At 65.6% G+C, this 15,951-nt stretch carries 13 protein-coding genes; all 13 read right to left on the bottom strand.

Annotated features, from left to right (window positions below; all coding sequences use genetic code 11):
• Positions 1-5: 5 nt before the first annotated feature.
• Positions 6-998 (bottom strand): alpha-L-glutamate ligase-like protein, encoded by a 993-nt coding sequence (locus KGQ91_RS12410; RefSeq protein ID WP_224414924.1) that lies wholly within the window; start codon positions 996-998, stop codon positions 6-8.
• 4 nt (positions 999-1,002) lie between these two features.
• Positions 1,003-2,505 carry a UUP1 family membrane protein gene (locus KGQ91_RS12405; RefSeq protein WP_224414925.1) on the bottom strand — a complete coding sequence of 501 codons (1,503 nt, stop codon included), beginning with the start codon at positions 2,503-2,505 and terminating at the stop codon, positions 1,003-1,005.
• A gap of 9 nt (positions 2,506-2,514) precedes the next feature.
• Positions 2,515-3,321, bottom strand: coding sequence for an ATP-dependent zinc protease family protein (locus KGQ91_RS12400; protein WP_224414926.1), 807 nt, complete (start codon positions 3,319-3,321; stop codon positions 2,515-2,517).
• A 123-nt stretch (positions 3,322-3,444) separates the two neighbouring features.
• Positions 3,445-4,713 carry an acyltransferase family protein gene (locus KGQ91_RS12395; protein ID WP_224421094.1) on the bottom strand — a complete coding sequence of 423 codons (1,269 nt, stop codon included), beginning with the start codon at positions 4,711-4,713 and terminating at the stop codon, positions 3,445-3,447.
• Between the two features lie 76 nt (positions 4,714-4,789).
• Complete coding sequence (locus tag KGQ91_RS12390) at positions 4,790-6,298, bottom strand: glucan biosynthesis protein G (RefSeq protein ID WP_224421093.1); 1,509 nt, start codon at positions 6,296-6,298, stop codon at positions 4,790-4,792.
• A gap of 344 nt (positions 6,299-6,642) precedes the next feature.
• On the bottom strand, positions 6,643-8,070 hold the full coding sequence (gene lpdA / locus KGQ91_RS12385; protein WP_224414929.1) for a dihydrolipoyl dehydrogenase: 1,428 nt from the start codon (positions 8,068-8,070) through the stop codon (positions 6,643-6,645).
• A 28-nt stretch (positions 8,071-8,098) separates the two neighbouring features.
• A complete protein-coding gene (locus KGQ91_RS12380) occupies positions 8,099-9,523 on the bottom strand; it encodes a dihydrolipoamide acetyltransferase family protein (RefSeq protein WP_224414930.1) in 1,425 nt (474 codons plus the stop codon).
• Positions 9,524-9,536: 13 nt separating this feature from the next.
• Positions 9,537-10,517 (bottom strand): alpha-ketoacid dehydrogenase subunit beta, encoded by a 981-nt coding sequence (locus KGQ91_RS12375; protein ID WP_224414931.1) that lies wholly within the window; start codon positions 10,515-10,517, stop codon positions 9,537-9,539.
• Positions 10,518-10,520: 3 nt separating this feature from the next.
• A complete protein-coding gene (pdhA, locus tag KGQ91_RS12370; RefSeq protein ID WP_224414932.1) occupies positions 10,521-11,609 on the bottom strand; it encodes a pyruvate dehydrogenase (acetyl-transferring) E1 component subunit alpha in 1,089 nt (362 codons plus the stop codon).
• A gap of 216 nt (positions 11,610-11,825) precedes the next feature.
• Positions 11,826-12,221, bottom strand: coding sequence for an ectoine synthase (locus tag KGQ91_RS12365; RefSeq protein WP_224414933.1), 396 nt, complete (start codon positions 12,219-12,221; stop codon positions 11,826-11,828).
• A gap of 81 nt (positions 12,222-12,302) precedes the next feature.
• Positions 12,303-13,568 (bottom strand): diaminobutyrate--2-oxoglutarate transaminase, encoded by a 1,266-nt coding sequence (gene ectB / locus KGQ91_RS12360; protein WP_224421092.1) that lies wholly within the window; start codon positions 13,566-13,568, stop codon positions 12,303-12,305.
• An 89-nt stretch (positions 13,569-13,657) separates the two neighbouring features.
• Positions 13,658-14,236 (bottom strand): diaminobutyrate acetyltransferase, encoded by a 579-nt coding sequence (gene ectA / locus KGQ91_RS12355; RefSeq protein ID WP_163648651.1) that lies wholly within the window; start codon positions 14,234-14,236, stop codon positions 13,658-13,660.
• A gap of 298 nt (positions 14,237-14,534) precedes the next feature.
• Entirely contained in the window at positions 14,535-15,896 is a 1,362-nt protein-coding gene (gene gorA / locus KGQ91_RS12350) for a glutathione-disulfide reductase (RefSeq protein ID WP_224414935.1), read from the bottom strand.
• Positions 15,897-15,951: the final 55 nt, after the last annotated feature.

Genomic DNA, 15,951 nt, shown 5'->3' with positions numbered 1-15,951 from the left:
ACATTCTACGCGTCCGCCTCCTCGCGAGCCAGACGCCCCCCGGCGTCCTGAAGCTCGCCGTGCCGCGCGAAATGCCGGCGGGCGAACGCCACGCGCTGTGCGACACTCATCCCTGTCGCCTGACGCTCGACGGTGTCCAGGCGCCGCCGCAGCCCTTCGCCGTTGGCCATCTGGATCGCCAGTCCGGGACGGGCGTTGAGCTCGAGCAGCATGGGGCCGTGGTCGCGATCGAGCACCATGTCGGTGCCCAGATAGCCGAGCGCCGTCATCTCGTAGCAGCTGGCGGCCAGGTGCAGCAGGGTGTCCCAGTGCGATACACGCAGGCCGGCCAGGGGATGGCCGGTGTCGGGATGGTCGTGGCGCGGGCGATCATGCTGCACCCCGCGCAGGGCATGGCCCGAGGCCATGTCGAGTCCCACCCCGACGGCGCCCTGATGCAGGTTGGCCTTGCCGTCCGAGGCGGCGGTGGACAGGCGCATCATGGCCATGACCGGATAGCCCCGGAAGACGATCACGCGGATGTCCGGCACGCCCTCGTAGGTATAGCGGGCCAGCGTCTCGTCGAAGGCGATCAGCGACTCGATGACCGCCACATCCGGCGATCCGCCCAGGGAGTACAGCCCCGAGAGGATGTTCGAGACGTGGCGCTCCAGATCCTCGCGCCGCAGGCGATGCCCGCTGGGCTTGACGTAGCCGTCGCCGTCCTGATGTTCGATGACCAGGATGCCCTTGCCGCCACTGCCCTTGGCGGGCTTGATGACGAAGCCGGCCTGCGCCGCCACCAGGGCGGCGACCTGCTTGACCTCGAACTGGCTGGTCACGGTGCCGATCAGCGCCGGCGTGGTGATGCCGTGCTGCTGGGCCAGCAGCTTGGTCTTGAGCTTGTCGTCGACCAGCGGGTAGTGGCGGCGGTCGTTGTAGCGGCCGATGTAGCGGATGTTGCGTCGGTTCATGCCGATGACGCCACTGGCGCGCAGGCGGGAAGGCGGTGCCCACATGCTCTCAATCCTCCGCGAGTGGCTTGAAGCGGCGCAGCTCGAGCAGGCGATAGCCGGTGTAGTTGCCGAGCGTCAGGATCAGCGCCATCAGGATCAGCTGCAGGCCGATGAAGTTGAAGGTGAGATGGCGCACCCAGGGATTGTTCATGGCCAGGAAGGCCAGCACCGCCGTCAGCAGGCTGCCGCCCCCCTGTATCAGCACCTCCCGGGGGCCTTCCTCTTCCCAGAGAATCGACATCCGCTCGATGGTCCAGCTGAGGATGATCATCGGGAAGAAGGTGATCGTCAGCCCGGCATTGAGGCCCAGCCGGTAGGCCAGCACCGAGAACAGCGAGATGATGGCGATGACCGTGATGATCACCGCCGACACTCGCGCGACCAGCAGCAGGTTGAGGTACGACAGGTAGCTGCGGATCACCAGGCCCACCGCCACCACCAGCAGGAACCCCACCACGCCCGTCAGCAGCGAGGTCTGTATGAAGGCCAGGGCGATCAGCACCGGCATGAAGGTCCCCGAGGTCTTGATGCCGACCAGCACCCGCAGGATGACCACCACCAGCGCCCCGATGGGGATCAGCAGGATCGTCTTGAACAGCGACTGTTCCTCCAGGGGCAGGCTGTGTATCGAAAAGTTGAGCAGGGTGTCCTCGGCCCGCTGATTGCGCACCGCCACCGCGGCAGGCTCGTTATGGCGAATCATCGAGAAGCTCACCTGCGAGCGGCTGCCGCCCTGAACCTCGAGCACGGCAGGGCTGCCCGCGCCCCACAGCAGCAGGTTGTCGGGGCGCCCCCGCCGGCCGGTGACCGGGTCGACCAGGATGCGCTCGCGGCCATCGAATACCTCGAGCCAGGGCGTCAGGTGCTGTCGGCGGCGGCCATCCTCCAGGCTCAGCCCGCTGACCTGACGGGCGGCCACCCCGGCCTGGTTGAGCAGGCGCACCAGCAGCGTGGCCCGGTCGTACTGGGTCAGCAGCAGGCGGGCGTTCTCGCTCTGCGCGTCGGTGAAACGCTCGACCAGCCGGTGAGCGAAGGTGAAGGGATCGGCCGAATGGCGCCACGCCTGATCGATGATCTCGCGGGCCGCCGTATCGTAGGGCGGCTCCCAGGCCACCGGGGATTCGATGACTGGCGGCGGGGCCGGCGTCGCCCGGGCACGCGGATCGACGAGCACCTGGACCGAGTAGTAAAGGCGCTGGGCGCCGGCCGCCTTGCGAATCGCCCATTGCGCGTGCCGGACGCCCTGTTCCTGGAGGAAGCTGAGCCCATAGCCGGAGGACGCGGTATTTTCGGTCAGCACGCGGTAGCCCTGCTGCGTCACGGGCAGTGCCAGCTCGACCCTGGCCGGGCCGCCGTCGGCGATGAAGTTGACCTGGGCCTCGACCTCCCAGACCTGGCGCTGCTCGCCGGGCGACCAGGGGACATCGAAGGCCAGGTGACGATAGAGGGTCAGGGCGATACCGGCCAGCAGCAGCAGACCGACCAGCCCGTAGAAGGGAATGCGGGACATGCGGGTTCCTCAGGTGGCGTCGGCGGGCGGTTCGCTCGGGTACTCGGGGCGTTCGTGCAGATACTCGCGGGCTACGTCAACGACCGCGATATCCATCAGGAAGCGGCGGCCCAGCAGCACCGGGTAGGTGAGGTGGCTGCGGTCATTGAGGGTGAAGTCGACATTCTGCTCGATGGGCCCCAGCGCCAGCGGCAGGCTGATCACCGGGCGACTCTCCTCGCCGGCGGCCTGGATGATCCGCACCCGGCGGGTGATCCGGGCCTCGATCCAGGTGTCGCGCGCCGCGTCCGCCACGACGGCTTCGTCGTCGAGTGCGAGCTTGAAGCGCACCCAGTCCTCGCCGTCCCGCTCGAACTCGGTGATCTCGCGCGCGGACAGCGAGCCGGTATTCGCGCCGGTGTCGATCCGCGCCTTGAGGAAAGTGCCGATGGTCGGCAGGCCGATCCACTCGCTGCGCCCCAGCACCTCCTTGTCGGCCAGCTCGGGGGAGCGCGGCGCCGGGCATTCCGGCACCTCGACGACGGTGTCGCGCGTCAGCCGCGTGACGTCATCGTTCAGGCGGCTGACCCGGCGGCCCACGCCCTGGACCGCCCGGCGCAACCCGGTGAGCGCCTGCCGCTGATCCGCCTGCGCGCCGTCCAGCGCCTCGCAGCGAGCGGCCAGGCTGGTTTCCAGACGGCCCAGCCGTGCCTCGAAGCGCGAGGTGGTCACCAGCGCGTCAAGGCGCTCCACCGTATCGCTGTTCTGCCAGGCGCAGCCGCCGGTCAGCAACGCCAGGCTGAAGACCAGCGCCCAGCGGGCCGTGGGAATTGACATGATCTCGACTTCCTTGTGCAACGCATCGATTCCGCCGCTGGAGGGCGGCAGGATGCAACCAAAAGCTGCCGATGATAAGGAGGGCCCCGGCGGCTGTCCACGCCGCCGAGGCGAGCGGCCGCACTAGCGGGACTCGGCCTTCACCAGCGGCAGCAGCCGGCGTTGCAGCCAGTGGCGGATCCGGACCACAACCCATTCCTGGAAGAGCATGCAGAACACCACGGTCACGGCCAGGAAGACGGGATACGCCCACAGCGAGGCCGGGCCGGCGGCATCCATGCAGCGGGAAACACTCGTCAGACACAGCGACGGTTCACCCGCCAGAACGCGCTCGGCGCGGGTGAAGATCACGAACAGCGGCACGTGCAGGGCGAACATCGGCAACGATGCGCCGCCGAGCCGGGTCGCCAGACGCTTCACGCGGTGGCTTTCCGGCGAGGGCCAGTGGGCCACCACGTAGATCAATGCCAGCTGCGCCGGCAGGAAGAAGCCGTTGTGCAGCAGGTAATACCAGGCATGAGCGCCATGCTGCAAGAGCCAGGAGCCGATCACGACCGCGACGGCCACGCCGCCCAGCAGCAGGGCCTGCTGCCCGGGGCTCAGCAGCCGGCCCTCGCGGCTGCGCTGACGGTACAGTGCGTACAGCAGGATGCCGGCGACGAACTCCGGCAGCCGGATGATCGGGTTGCGGTGCAGCAGGCCGGTCTCCGGCGCACCGAAGTCGGTCAGGGCGATCACCAGCAGCGGCGGTATCAGATAGACAAGATTGGTGATCGCCAGGGCTCGTCGCAGCGCGGCGATCTTCAGCAGGCGAGGGGCGATCCAGGGAAACACCAGATAGAAGAAGAACAGCGTGGAGATCGACCAGGTGACCGGGTTGAAGGTCAGGTAGAAGGGGTTCCAGGCATGCAGCAGGGTGAGATTGAGCAGGATGTTGAGCACCAGCTCGGGGTTGCTCATGTAGTGGGTGATACTGGCCATGCTGGAGCCGTCGTTGACATCGTAGAGCACGAAACGGATCGAGGCGCCGGCATCCTGGTCGGTGATCGCCAGATAGCCCACCAGCGAGGAGATCGCCATGGCCAGCAGCACCGAGCCGATATGCAGCGGGTAGAGATTGGAAAAGCGCTTGACCCAGAAGCTGCGCGCCGGTTCGCGCATGGCGCCGGTGGCACCGAAATAGACATGCGTCAGCAGAAAGCCGGACAGCACGAAGAAGGCGCTGGTGGAAAAGAAGCCGACATTCGTCACATACCCGGACCAGTCGCTGATCGACGGGTAGGTGTGCAGGGTGTGGAAGATGACGATATACAGCCCCAGCAGGAAGCGCAGCCATTCCAGTCCGTAGAAGCGCTGCGTGCGTGAAGCCGCGGAGGAACGTGAATCATCCATGACGTGAACCACCATGAAAGCCGTGACAGGGGAAAAGGGCGGCCCGTCGCCAGTCCCTGACGACGGGCCGGAGCGATCAGCCGTCGGCCGGCAGCCGGTAGAACCAGGTCTCGGACAGCGGCTGGCCATCCTCGTCCTGCAGCCGGGCGCGCAGCTCCAGCGGCTTCGCCGTATCGTCCCGCTTGACCCGCAACTTCAGCCGCCAGCCACCCTCGGCCGTGTTCGGCATGAGCCGGCTCTCGACCAGTTCGCCATTGTCCCCCGTTTCGATCCGGGGCTGCGGCGGGCTCTTGCCTGCCGCTTCGCCCCCCGTGAAGTCGACGACGAAACCGATCGAGCCGTCGGGCTGACGGACCAGGTCGTCCCGGCGCACCTCGCCGGGATAGCGCCGGGTCTGATCCACCCAGGCCAGCCGCGGATCGAGCAGCTTCGACTCCTGACGGGTCCAGTGAATCCGGTAGTCGAACTCCATCGGCTCGCCGGGGCTTGCCACGTTGTCGGGCCGCCAGAAAGCGGCGATGTTGTCGTAGGTCTCGTTGGGGGTGTGCAGCTCCAGCAGCTCCACGGAGCCCGGACCCCAGTCGTTGGTCGGTTCCACCCAGGCGCTCGGCCGGCGGTCGTAGCGGTCGACCAGATCCTGGTAATCGTGGAAGTCATGCGAGCGCTGTAGCAGCCCGAAGCCTTCGAGCGACTGAACGGCATAGTCGTTGTCCTCGACACCGGCCGGATTGACCAGCGGCCGCCAGGTCCAGCCGGCATCGGCACCATGCATCAGCAGGCCATTCGAATCATGGATGGCCGGGCGGTAGTTGGCCTGTTCGGCCGGCTGGGAAGGGCCGTAGAGAAACATGCTGGTCAAGGGGGCGATGCCCAGCTTGGCGACCGGCTTGCGCAGAAAGACGCGGGACTTCACGTCCACCACGGAGTCGTCGCCCGGCGTGAGCACGAAGCGATAGGCGCCGGTGGCGCTAGGTGAATCGAGCAGGGCATGGATCGTCAGCGACTCCGCGTCCGGTGCGGGCTTCTCGATCCAGAATTCGCGGAAGTCCGGAAACTCCTCGCCGGAGGGAGTCTCGGTATCGATGGCCAGGCCGCGCCCCGACAGGCCGTAGATCTGGTCACGCCCGATCACGCGAAAATAGCTGGCACCCTGAAACACCATGATCTCGTCATCGATGTTGTCGGGGTCGTTGATGGGAAAGTGAATCTTGAGCCCGGCAAACCCGAGCTGGTCGAGGTCCGCCTTGTCCAGCTTGAGATCCCCATAATGGAAATCGTCGGGATCGAACGCGATGCGATGCACCTGGTCACCGTCGACGATGTTCATCTGCACGCTGCTGGTATAGTGCATGCCTTCATGGAAGAAGCTCAGATTGAACGGCAGGCCCTCATCCCGCCACACGGCGTGGTCCATGCGGTACTGGATCTGCGCGTACTGTTCGTATTCCAGGTTGCGCAGCCGCGGCGTGGTGTTGCTTTCCGGCGGTTGATAGGGCTTGTCGGCCAGGGCCTTCGCGCGCTTGGCGACATCCTCGAAGCCGAAGCCGAAACAGGCCGATACGGCAAGGGCCAGGGCAAGTCCCATCAGGATCGACGCCACGAGGCGAGGGCGACAGGCATATTGGGGGGCAGGGCACGAGGCCACGGCGGTCTTCCGGTTCACGGGTCATTCCTTTGCAGCCATTTCCGGTCCACGAGAGCCTACCGTCCTCGGTGCCATGACAGAAGTATGAATTTCCTCGAGACACAAACACTGACCCAATTTAACATAATATACATTATGCGAAATAAAGGATGCCGCGACGGTTACCAAGCCCTGATGGCGATTTCCCAGCCTGCGGTCAACACCGCCACCTGAATCGGACGCCCCGACAGCCTAGACACCCTGGCCAATTCAGGTGGCCTTCCTGGCTTTTCTGCCTCGGCACTTCAGCCGTAATGCGTCGAACCGCCGAGGAACAGCTCGCCGGCCTCGCCGAGGGTCTCGGTGAGCGTCGGATGCGGATGCACGGTCAACGCCAGATCCTCGGCGACGGCGCCCATCTCGATGGCCAGCACGGCTTCGCCGATCAGCGACTCCGCCTGGGGGCCGACGATCCCGGCGCCCAGCAGGCGCCCGCTGTCCGGCTCGACGATCAGCTTGGTCAGGCCGTCATCGGCCTGCAGCGACAAGGCGCGCCCGGCAGCCTGCCAGGGAAACTTGAGTACCTTGACTTCGCGATCCTCGTCGCGGGCCCGGGCTTCGGTCAGGCCGCACCAGGCGATCTGCGGCACGGTGTACACGACGGCGGGCACCGCGCGGGCATCGAAAGCCGCCGATCGGCCGGCCGCCGTGCGTGCCGCCACCTTGCCCTGGTGCATGGCTTCATGAGCCAGCAGCATGCCGCCGGCGACGTCGCCGATCGCATAGATATGCGACACGTTGGTGCGGCATTGCGCATCGATCTCGATGAAGCCGGCGTCATCACGGCTCACGCCGACCCCGTCGAGACCCAGCCCGTCGCTGTTGGGACGCCGACCCACCGCGACCAGCACGCGGCTGAAACGATGCTCGCGCGAGCCGTCGGCGTCTTCCAGGGTGACCGTTACCTGCCGCGGCGTCTCGTGCAGCCCCGAGACCTGCGTCCTGAGGTGCACGGCCTTGAAGCGCGACTCCAGTGCCCTGGCGAGCGGCTTGACCAGATCCTCGTCGGCATTGGGCATCAGCCGTTCGGCCATCTCCACCACGGTGACCTGACTGCCCAGCGACTGGTAGACCATGCCCATTTCCAGGCCGACATAGCCACCGCCGATGACCAGCAGTGACTCGGGCACCTCCTCGAGCTCGAGCGCGCCGGTGGAATCCATGATCCGGCGGCTCTCGGCGATATCCACGTCCGGCAAGGTGGCCGGTCGCGACCCGCTGGCGATGATCGCCTGCTCGAAGCGCAACGTGCCCGAGACGTCGTCACCTTCGACCGTCAGGTTCTGCTCGTCGGCGAAGCGCGCACGGGCCCTGACCAGGCGCACGCCACGCTGACGACACAACCCTTCCAGGCCGTCGGTGAGCGTCTTCACCACCTTCTGTTTCCACTGGCGAAGCGCATCAACATCGATCTCCGGCCTGGCGAAGCGCAGGCCCATGGTCTCTGCCGATTCGCTGGCGTGTATCAGTTCGGTGACCTCGAGCAGCGTCTTCGAGGGAATGCAGCCGCGCAGCAGGCACACGCCGCCGACCGGCGTCTCGTCGTTGATCAGCGTCACGTCCAGGCCCTGCCTGACCGCCTCGAAGGCCGCAGCATAGCCGCCCGGCCCGCCACCGATCACGGCCAGCTGCGTGCTGTCGGGCAGCTTGGATGATTCGTGCTTTCTTGCCATGGTCGTCCATTACCTCCGGCAGCGTGGGTCAGATCTTGAGCAGCAGCGAATGCGGATCCTCGAGGGCGCCGATCAGGGTCGTCACGAAGCCGGCGGCATCCGCGCCATCGTTGGCCCGATGGTCGAACCCGAGCGACAGCGGCAGCATCAACCGCGGCTTGACCTCGTAGTCATCGAGATCGCCATGAACCACGGGCTCGAGCCGGGCCTGGCCCATGCCCAGGATGGCGACCTCCGGCGGGTTGATCAGTGGCGACAACGAGGTACCGCCCATCGGTCCGGGGTTGGTCAGGGTAATGCAGCCGCCTTCCATGTCGTCGCGCCCCAGCTCGCCCGCCTTGGCCTTGTCGATGGTTTCCTTCAGCTCGGCGGTCAGGTCGATCAGGTTCTTGCGATCGACGTCACGGAGCACCGGAACCAGCAGGCCCTGATCGGTGGCGACGGCCACGCCGATGTGGAAATAGCGCTTGAGGATGAGTTCGTCGTTCTCGGCATCCAGGCTGGCGTTGAAGCGCGGATACTGCTTCAGGGCGTAGACCATCGCCTTGAGCATCAGCACGGTCATGGTGAACTTGCCACCGTTGGTCTCGGCGCTCGGTTCGTAGTCGCGCCGGAACCGCTCGAGTGCGGTGATATCGGCCACGTCCTGATGGTAGACGTGCGGGATCGCCTGCCAGGACTGGCTCATCCGCCGGGCGGTGGCGCGACGAATCGAGCGCATCGCTTCGCGCTCGGTCTCGCCCCAGCGCGAGAAGTCCGGCAGTTCAACGGATCCCTGCCGCGACTCCTGCCCGGTGGATGCCGCCTTCCGGGAGGCGTCGCCTGGCTCTGCCTTCGCCGCGGCCTCGACATCTTCCGCCGTGACCCGGCCCTGCGGGCCACTGGGCTCGACCTCGTGAAGGTCCACCCCCTTCTCGCGGGCGATTCGCCGCGTGCTGGGCGCCGCCGGCACCGGCTGACGCCGGTCGGTCTGCCTGCCGGGGCCGCGGGTCTCGTCCTCTTTTCGAGCCCCCTGATCCTGGCGGCCGCTCCCTGCTCCAGCGCTTTCCTCGGCATCCTTCTGCGGCGCTTCGCCATCAGTTTCCGGCGTCTCGTCGTCGCTCTCGCCAGACGAGGCACTCTCGTCCCGGTCATGCGAGGCGTCTTCCCGGCTTGCTTCATCCCGAGATTCTGCCGCCGAGGCCCCCTTTTCTTCCTCACCGCCGCCTGACTCGTCATCGGGCCGGTAGGTGATCAGCAGATCGTCGACCCGGACGCGATCACCGGTGCCGGGATGAACCGTCTCGACGGTACCGCTGAATGGTGCGGGGATATCGGTGGCCGCCTTGTCGGTCTCCACGGTGAGCACGGTGTCACCGTCGTTGACGTGATCGCCCTCGCTGACATGAATCTCGAGCACTTCCGCTTCCTCGAGCCCCTCCCCGGGGTCGGAAAATCTGAACGCTTCGCTCATGGTTCCTTGTCCCTCAATCGTTCAACACGCCCCGGGCGGCCGCCAGGATGCGTTCCTGATCCGGCAGATAGGCCTGCTCCCGGGCGAACAGCGGCACGATGGTGTCGAAGCCGGTAACGCGGCGCACAGGAGCCTCCAGATAATAGAAGGCGTCCTCGATCAGCCGGGCCATGATTTCGCCTGCCGGACCGAAGCTGCGATGCGCCTCGTGGACGATCACCACCCGCCCGGTACGCCGCGCGGATTCGGCGAACCGCGCGTGATCGAGCGGCGACAGGCTCAGCAGGTCGATCACCTCGGCCTCGACGCCGTCCTCCTCGGCCAGGGTATCGGCGGCTTCCAGGGTCCGGTGCAGCATGGCCCCGTAGCTGATCATCGTCAGGTCATCGCCTTCCCGGGCGATGCGCGACTCGCCCAGCGGCAGGGTCTCCTCCTCGTCGGGCACCTCCTCGCGGAAAGCCCGGTAGACGGCCTTGGGCTCGAAGAACACCACCGGGTCCGGGTCGCGGATGGCGCTGACCAGCAGCGCGCGGGCATTGCGCGGCGTCGAGGGAATGACCATCTTCAGCCCCGGCGTGTGGGCATAGAAGACCTCCTTGCTCTCGGAGTGGTGCTCCAGGGCATGCACGCCGGCCCCGTAGGGCATGCGCAGGACCATGGGCACGGTATGCCCGCCGCGGGTCCGCCAGCGCATGCGCGCGGCGTGGGCCTCCATCTGGTGAAAGCCCTGGTAGCTGAAGCCCGAGAACTGCATCTCGCAGACCGGCTTGAGGCCATTGATCGCCAGCCCCACCGATACGCCTGCCAGTGCGGTCTCGGCCACCGGCGAGTCGATGACCCGCCGTTCGCCGTAGCGCTCCAGCAGCCCATCGGTGACACGAAAGACCCCGCCGTCGACGCCGACGTCCTCGCCGAGCACGACCACGGATTCGTCATTTTCCATTTCCTGGTTCAGCGCCAGATTGAGCGCATCCGCCATGTTCAGTTCGGCCATCGGTCACTCTCCTTCCTTGAGTCGATCGGCGAACGATTGCCGTTGCGATTCGAGATAGTCGGGCATCTCGGCGTAGCCATGATCGAAGATCACCTGCGAATCATTCAGCGATTCGATACGTTCGTGTGCCGTCTTCCAGGCCTCGTCGACCTGTTCCTCGATCTCCTTCTCGAGCTTGTCGATCTGCTTGTCGCTGAGCCAGCGCTTCTTCTTTAGATAGGTCTGCAGGCGGGTGATCGGCTCACGCTCCTGCCACTTCTCGACCTCTTCCTCGTCACGATACTTGCTGGGATCGTCGGCCGTGGTGTGTACCGTCAGGCGATAGGTGACGCACTCGATGAGGGTCGGCCCCTCGCCGTCACGGGCGCGCTGGGCGGCCTCCTGAACGGCGCTGTAGACGGCCAGCACATCGTTGCCGTCGACCTGCAGCGAGGGGATCGCGTAGGCCAGCCCCTTCTGGGCGAGCGTCCTGGACTCGCTCTGCCGCCCGCGCGGCATCGAGATCGCCCAGTGGTTGTTCTGGCACAGGAAGATCACCGGCGTCTTGAGCACACTGGCAACGTTCAGCGCCTCGTGGAAGTCGCCCTCCGACGTCGCGCCGTCGCCAAAGAAGGTGATGGTGACCTCGTCGCGCTCGCGCAGTCCGGAAGCGTAGCCGATACCCACGGCGTGGGGGATCTGGGAGGCCACGGGGATGGAGATGGGCAGGTCGTGGGTGCCCTCCTCGATGGCGCCGCCTTCACTGTAGCCGGCGTTGTAGAGCAGCAGGTTTTCCGGCGGGGTGCCGCGCCACAGCATGGCCGCGGTTTCCCGGAAGGCCGGCACGAACCAGTCGTTGCCGGTGAGGGCCGCCATGGCGGCGACCTGGGAGGCTTCCTGCCCCTTGGCCGGGGCGAAGGTACCGATCCGTCCCTGGCGCTGCAGGGTGAGCATGCGTTCATCCAGACGCCGACTGAGCAGCATCGTTCGATGAATATCGAGCAGGGTCTCCTTGTCGATCTGCGGCTCGAGCTTCTCGTCGACGCGTCCCTTTTCATCGAGTATCGAGAGATACTCGACGGCATGTTCCAGCCTGACTCGCTTCCTCGGCATGACGCCCCTCCACGGATTCAGTGAATTCCGGGTGTCGGCCATACTCCATATGACCATTGAACGTCTAGTGACTGTAGAAACCCTGCCGAGGCATTGCCAATCGTTATCGGGCTATCAACCACGCTGTGGTCATGGCGGTCCGTACGGACAGCATCAACGAAAATGCCCCCGCGGGTACGCGGGGGCATCGTGACTGAGATTTTCCGAGGCGTTGGCTCAGAGCTCTTCCGCCGGCGCGTAGGAACCATCAGGGCGATGGTCTTCCTTGCCGGTCAACCCGGGGGTGAAGACACAGGCCAGCACCAGGGTTTCCGAGGCACGCAGCATGTGCTCGTCATGCTGGTCGAGGATGTAGATGTCGCCCGGCCCGATCGGCCAGATCTTGCCATCGGCCAGGGTCTCCACCTCGCCCTTGCCCTCGATGCAGTAGACCGCCTCGAAGTGATGCTTGTAGTGGATATGGGTCTCGGTATTGGCAAAGATCCGCGTGATGTGGAACGAGCAGTTGCCGCCGTCGTCGGCCAGGCTCAGCCGCGTGCTGTCCCAGTTGCCGTTGGCCGCGGTGACCAGGCGATCCGTCTTGCGGGCTTCTTCGAGATTGCGAACGATCATGATGGTGTCCCTTGTGACAAGCGATTGACAGGGGTAGCCCTCGCCGGGCCGCCCCGGATTCCCGGCCGTCAGGCCCGGGTTTCAGCCGATGGCCTGCTTGGTGCTGGCCTCGAGGATATCCAGCCCCTCGATCAGATCCTCGTCGGAAATCGTCAGCGGGCACAGGCACTTGACCACTTCGCCATCCTGACCGCTGGTCTCGATGACCAGGCCGTTCTCGAAGGCCTTGGCAGTGATCTTGTCGGCGACGTCGCCGGTGCCGACATCGATGCCGCGCATCAGGCCGCGACCCCGCTCGGAGGCCGGCACGCCCTGCTCGGTCAGCCAGGCGGCGATCTTCTGGAAGCGATCCTCGACGACGCGTCCCTTGCGCTGCACGTCACGCTCGAACTTGTCGTCGCTCCAGTACTGACGCATCGCCGCGGCGGCCGTGGTGAAGGCCAGGTTGAAGCCGCGGAAGGTGCCGTTGTACTGGCCCGGCTTCCACTTGTCGAGCTCGGGGCGCATCAGCACATGGGCGAACGGCAGCCCATAGGCGGACAGCGACTTCGAGTTGGTGATGATATCCGGCGTGATGCCGGCATGCTCGAAGCTGAAGAACTTGCCGGTGCGTCCGCAGCCCGCCTGGATGTCGTCGATGATCAGCAGGATGTCATGATCGCGGCAGATCCGTTCGAGGCGCTTGAGCCAGTCGAGGCCCGCCACATTGATGCCGCCCTCGCCCTGCACGGTCTCGACGATCACCGCCGCCGGCCGATCCAGGCCGCCGGAGTTGTCGCCGAGCAGCTTCTCGAAGTAGCTCAGGGTGTCGTTGCCTTCCCCCATGTAGCCGTCGTACGGCATGAAGGCCGCGCCCTGGGTGGGAATGCCGCCGGTCGCCTCGCGGAACTTGCGGTTGCCGGTGGTGGCCAGCGCCCCCATGGTGACGCCGTGGAAGCCGTTGGTGAAGGTGACGATGTTGTGCCGGCCCTTGGCCACGCGTGCCAGGCGGATCGCCGCCTCGACCGCGTTGGTGCCGGTCGGCCCCGGCAGGTGCACCTTGTAGTCGAGACCGCGCGGCTTGAGGATCACGTTCTCGAGGGTTTCCAGATAGTCGCGCTTGGCGGCGGTCCAGAAGTCCAGGCCGTGGACGATGCCATCGCTGGACAGATAGTCGAGCAGCGCCTGCTTGATGTGCGGGTTGTTGTGCCCGTAGTTCAGCGTGCCGGCACCGGCCAGAAAATCGATGTACTCGCGACCGTCTTCATCGGTCAGGCGAGCGTTCTGTGCCTTGGTGAAAACGACGGGGAAGGAACGCGAATAGGTCCGGACCTCGGATTCCATGCGTTCAAGAATCTGCGTCTGCATTGACGACCTCCAGGTCGGTAACAAGAAAACGTGAGTAACGAAAAACGGCGACGCAATATAACGGCAGGAAACAGGCGTCGCCGCCTGGCTCAGATACGCTCGGGGTCGAAGGGACCGATGCGCACCAGGTTTTCGGGATCGTGCTCGCCACCCAGCTGATCGGTGGAGAAGTATTCCCGGCTGTTGAGTGGCGCCTGCCAGCGATCGGCCAGGCGCTTGAAGAGCCCCCAGGATGCCTGGTTGTCGGGCGTGATGGTGGTTTCCAAGTGGCGTACGTGGGCCATTTCCGGGCGACGCATCACGGCTTCCACCAGGCGCCGCGCCAGGCCGGTGCCACGCGCCTTCTCACCGACGGCCACCTGCCAGAGAAAGTAGGTTTCCGGCGAGTTGCGCTTGGGATAGCCGGAGACGAAGCCGACGATCTCGCCCTCCTCGTCCGTGGCCACGGCACAGCTGTCACGAAACTGCGTGGCCAGCAGCAGATAGGCATAGGCGGAGTTGACATCCAGCGGCGGGCAGGACTTGACCAGTTCGTAGATGCCCCAGCCATCATCGGTCGTCGGCTTGCGGATGAAGAGCGGCGTCTGCTGACTGCCGACCACGGCATCCGCGACACTGGGCTTGGCCAGGTCCGCCGAAGGCGTGAAGGATTGCGTTGTCATGGTCATGGAACGGTTCGCCGTTGCGAATTTGTTTTCAACCTTAACAGGCGTTTATGAATAAATCAAAGAAACGGTTATTGCTTTACGCATAGTCCATAAAGACTGGTTATGTGCGATTGCAGCGAAACAGCCGCCGAACGCGACGCTACTGTCTTTCCAACTGATGGCCGGCTTCCGACAATCGACCACTCTCGTCTCGTCATTGAGTTTAGGCGGCGACGCGAAGCCGTGCTAACTCGGGATGCAGAAAACGACGAAGCCGCCTCGGGGGCGGCTTCATGTAGCGGGAAACGGCGGATTGCGATCAGCGCCGGCTCGGCGTGCGCATGGTGACGAACTCCTCGGCCCCGGTAGGGTGGATCCCCACGGTGGCGTCGAAATCGGTCTTGCTCAACCCGGCGCGCACGGCGATGGCGATGCCCTGGATCACTTCGCCGGCTTCCTCGCCGACCATGTGCGCCCCGACCACGCGGTCGCTGGCATCATCCACCACCAGCTTCATCAGGCAACGCTCCTCGCTGCCCGACAGCGTGTGCTTCATGGGACGGAAGTCGGCGGTATAGACGCGAATCTCGCCGCACTCGGCGCGCGCGGCTTCCTCGCTGAGTCCCACGGTGCCGATGTTGGGATGACAGAACACCGCCGTGGCGATGTTGCGGTAATCGAGCGGCCCCGGCGGCTCGGCCGTGAAGTGGTGCTGCACCATGTGCATCGCCTCGGCGAGCGCCACCGGCGTCAGCTCCGGGCCGCCGGTGACGTCCCCCAGGGCGAGAATCGAGGGAACGGAGGTCTCGTAGCGCTCGTTGACCTTGATGGTGCCATCCGGGTTGAGCGCGATATCGAAGGCATCCAGGCCCAGCCCGGCCAGGTGCGGCCGGCGCCCGGTCGCCGACAGCACGGCATCGACGACCAGCGTCTCGCCGTTGGTCAGGGTCACGGCCAGCCCGTCGGCCTGCTTCTCGATCGCCTCGATGGTGGTCTCGAAATGCAGATCGACGCCCTTCTTGGCCATCTCGTCGCGGGTGAACTCGCGGACCTCGTGGTCGAAGCCGCGCAGGAACAGCTCGCCGCGATAGACCAGGTGGGTGTCGCTGCCCAGGCCATTGAAGATACTGGCGAACTCGACGGCGATGTAACCGCCGCCCAGCACCAGAAAACGCCTGGGGAATTCCTCGAGATCGAAGACACGGTTGGAATCGAGGACATGCTCGTTGCCGGGGAAATCGGGGATCCACGGCCAGCCGCCCACGGCCACCAGGATCTTCTCGGCGGTATGGGTCTCGCCGTTGACCTCGACGGCGTGTTCGCCGACCACTTGGGCGCGACCATTGATCAGTCGCACCCCGGCGTTGTCGAGCAGGCGAGCGTAGATGCCGTTGAGCCGCTTGATCTCGGCGATCTTGTTGTCACGCAGGGTCGCCCATTCGAAACGCGGCGCCTCAGACAGCTGCCAGCCGAAACCGGCGCTTTCCTCGAAGGCGTCGTGATAATGCGCCGCGTAGGAATACAGCTTCTTGGGTACGCACCCGACATTCACGCAGGTCCCGCCCAGATAGCGGTCCTCGGCGATGGCGACGCGAGCCCCGGTGGCCGCGGTCGTGCGCGCTGCACGCACCCCGCCGGACCCGGCCCCGATGACGAACAGGTCGTAATCGAATTCAGCCACGTTGATGTCTCTCCTGTCTGCAATGGGGCGATGATAACAGCCGTGCCGGCCGCTC

Source organism: Modicisalibacter tunisiensis (assembly GCF_020148005.1).
Lineage (GTDB): Bacteria > Pseudomonadota > Gammaproteobacteria > Pseudomonadales > Halomonadaceae > Modicisalibacter > Modicisalibacter tunisiensis.
The sequence above is the reverse complement of the archived record's forward strand: the minus strand, read 5'-3'. Positions and strand labels throughout refer to the sequence as shown.

Coding starts and splice junctions, on each gene's coding strand:
- KGQ91_RS12410 (WP_224414924.1), bottom strand. CDS start 998: ATGTGGGCACCGCCTTCCCGCCTGCGCGCCAGTGGCGTCATCGGCATG.
- KGQ91_RS12405 (WP_224414925.1), bottom strand. CDS start 2,505: ATGTCCCGCATTCCCTTCTACGGGCTGGTCGGTCTGCTGCTGCTGGCC.
- KGQ91_RS12400 (WP_224414926.1), bottom strand. CDS start 3,321: ATGTCAATTCCCACGGCCCGCTGGGCGCTGGTCTTCAGCCTGGCGTTG.
- KGQ91_RS12395 (WP_224421094.1), bottom strand. CDS start 4,713: ATGGATGATTCACGTTCCTCCGCGGCTTCACGCACGCAGCGCTTCTAC.
- KGQ91_RS12390 (WP_224421093.1), bottom strand. CDS start 6,298: ATGGGACTTGCCCTGGCCCTTGCCGTATCGGCCTGTTTCGGCTTCGGC.
- lpdA (WP_224414929.1), bottom strand. CDS start 8,070: ATGGCAAGAAAGCACGAATCATCCAAGCTGCCCGACAGCACGCAGCTG.
- KGQ91_RS12380 (WP_224414930.1), bottom strand. CDS start 9,523: ATGAGCGAAGCGTTCAGATTTTCCGACCCCGGGGAGGGGCTCGAGGAA.
- KGQ91_RS12375 (WP_224414931.1), bottom strand. CDS start 10,517: ATGGCCGAACTGAACATGGCGGATGCGCTCAATCTGGCGCTGAACCAG.
- pdhA (WP_224414932.1), bottom strand. CDS start 11,609: ATGCCGAGGAAGCGAGTCAGGCTGGAACATGCCGTCGAGTATCTCTCG.
- KGQ91_RS12365 (WP_224414933.1), bottom strand. CDS start 12,221: ATGATCGTTCGCAATCTCGAAGAAGCCCGCAAGACGGATCGCCTGGTC.
- ectB (WP_224421092.1), bottom strand. CDS start 13,568: ATGCAGACGCAGATTCTTGAACGCATGGAATCCGAGGTCCGGACCTAT.
- ectA (WP_163648651.1), bottom strand. CDS start 14,236: ATGACCATGACAACGCAATCCTTCACGCCTTCGGCGGACCTGGCCAAG.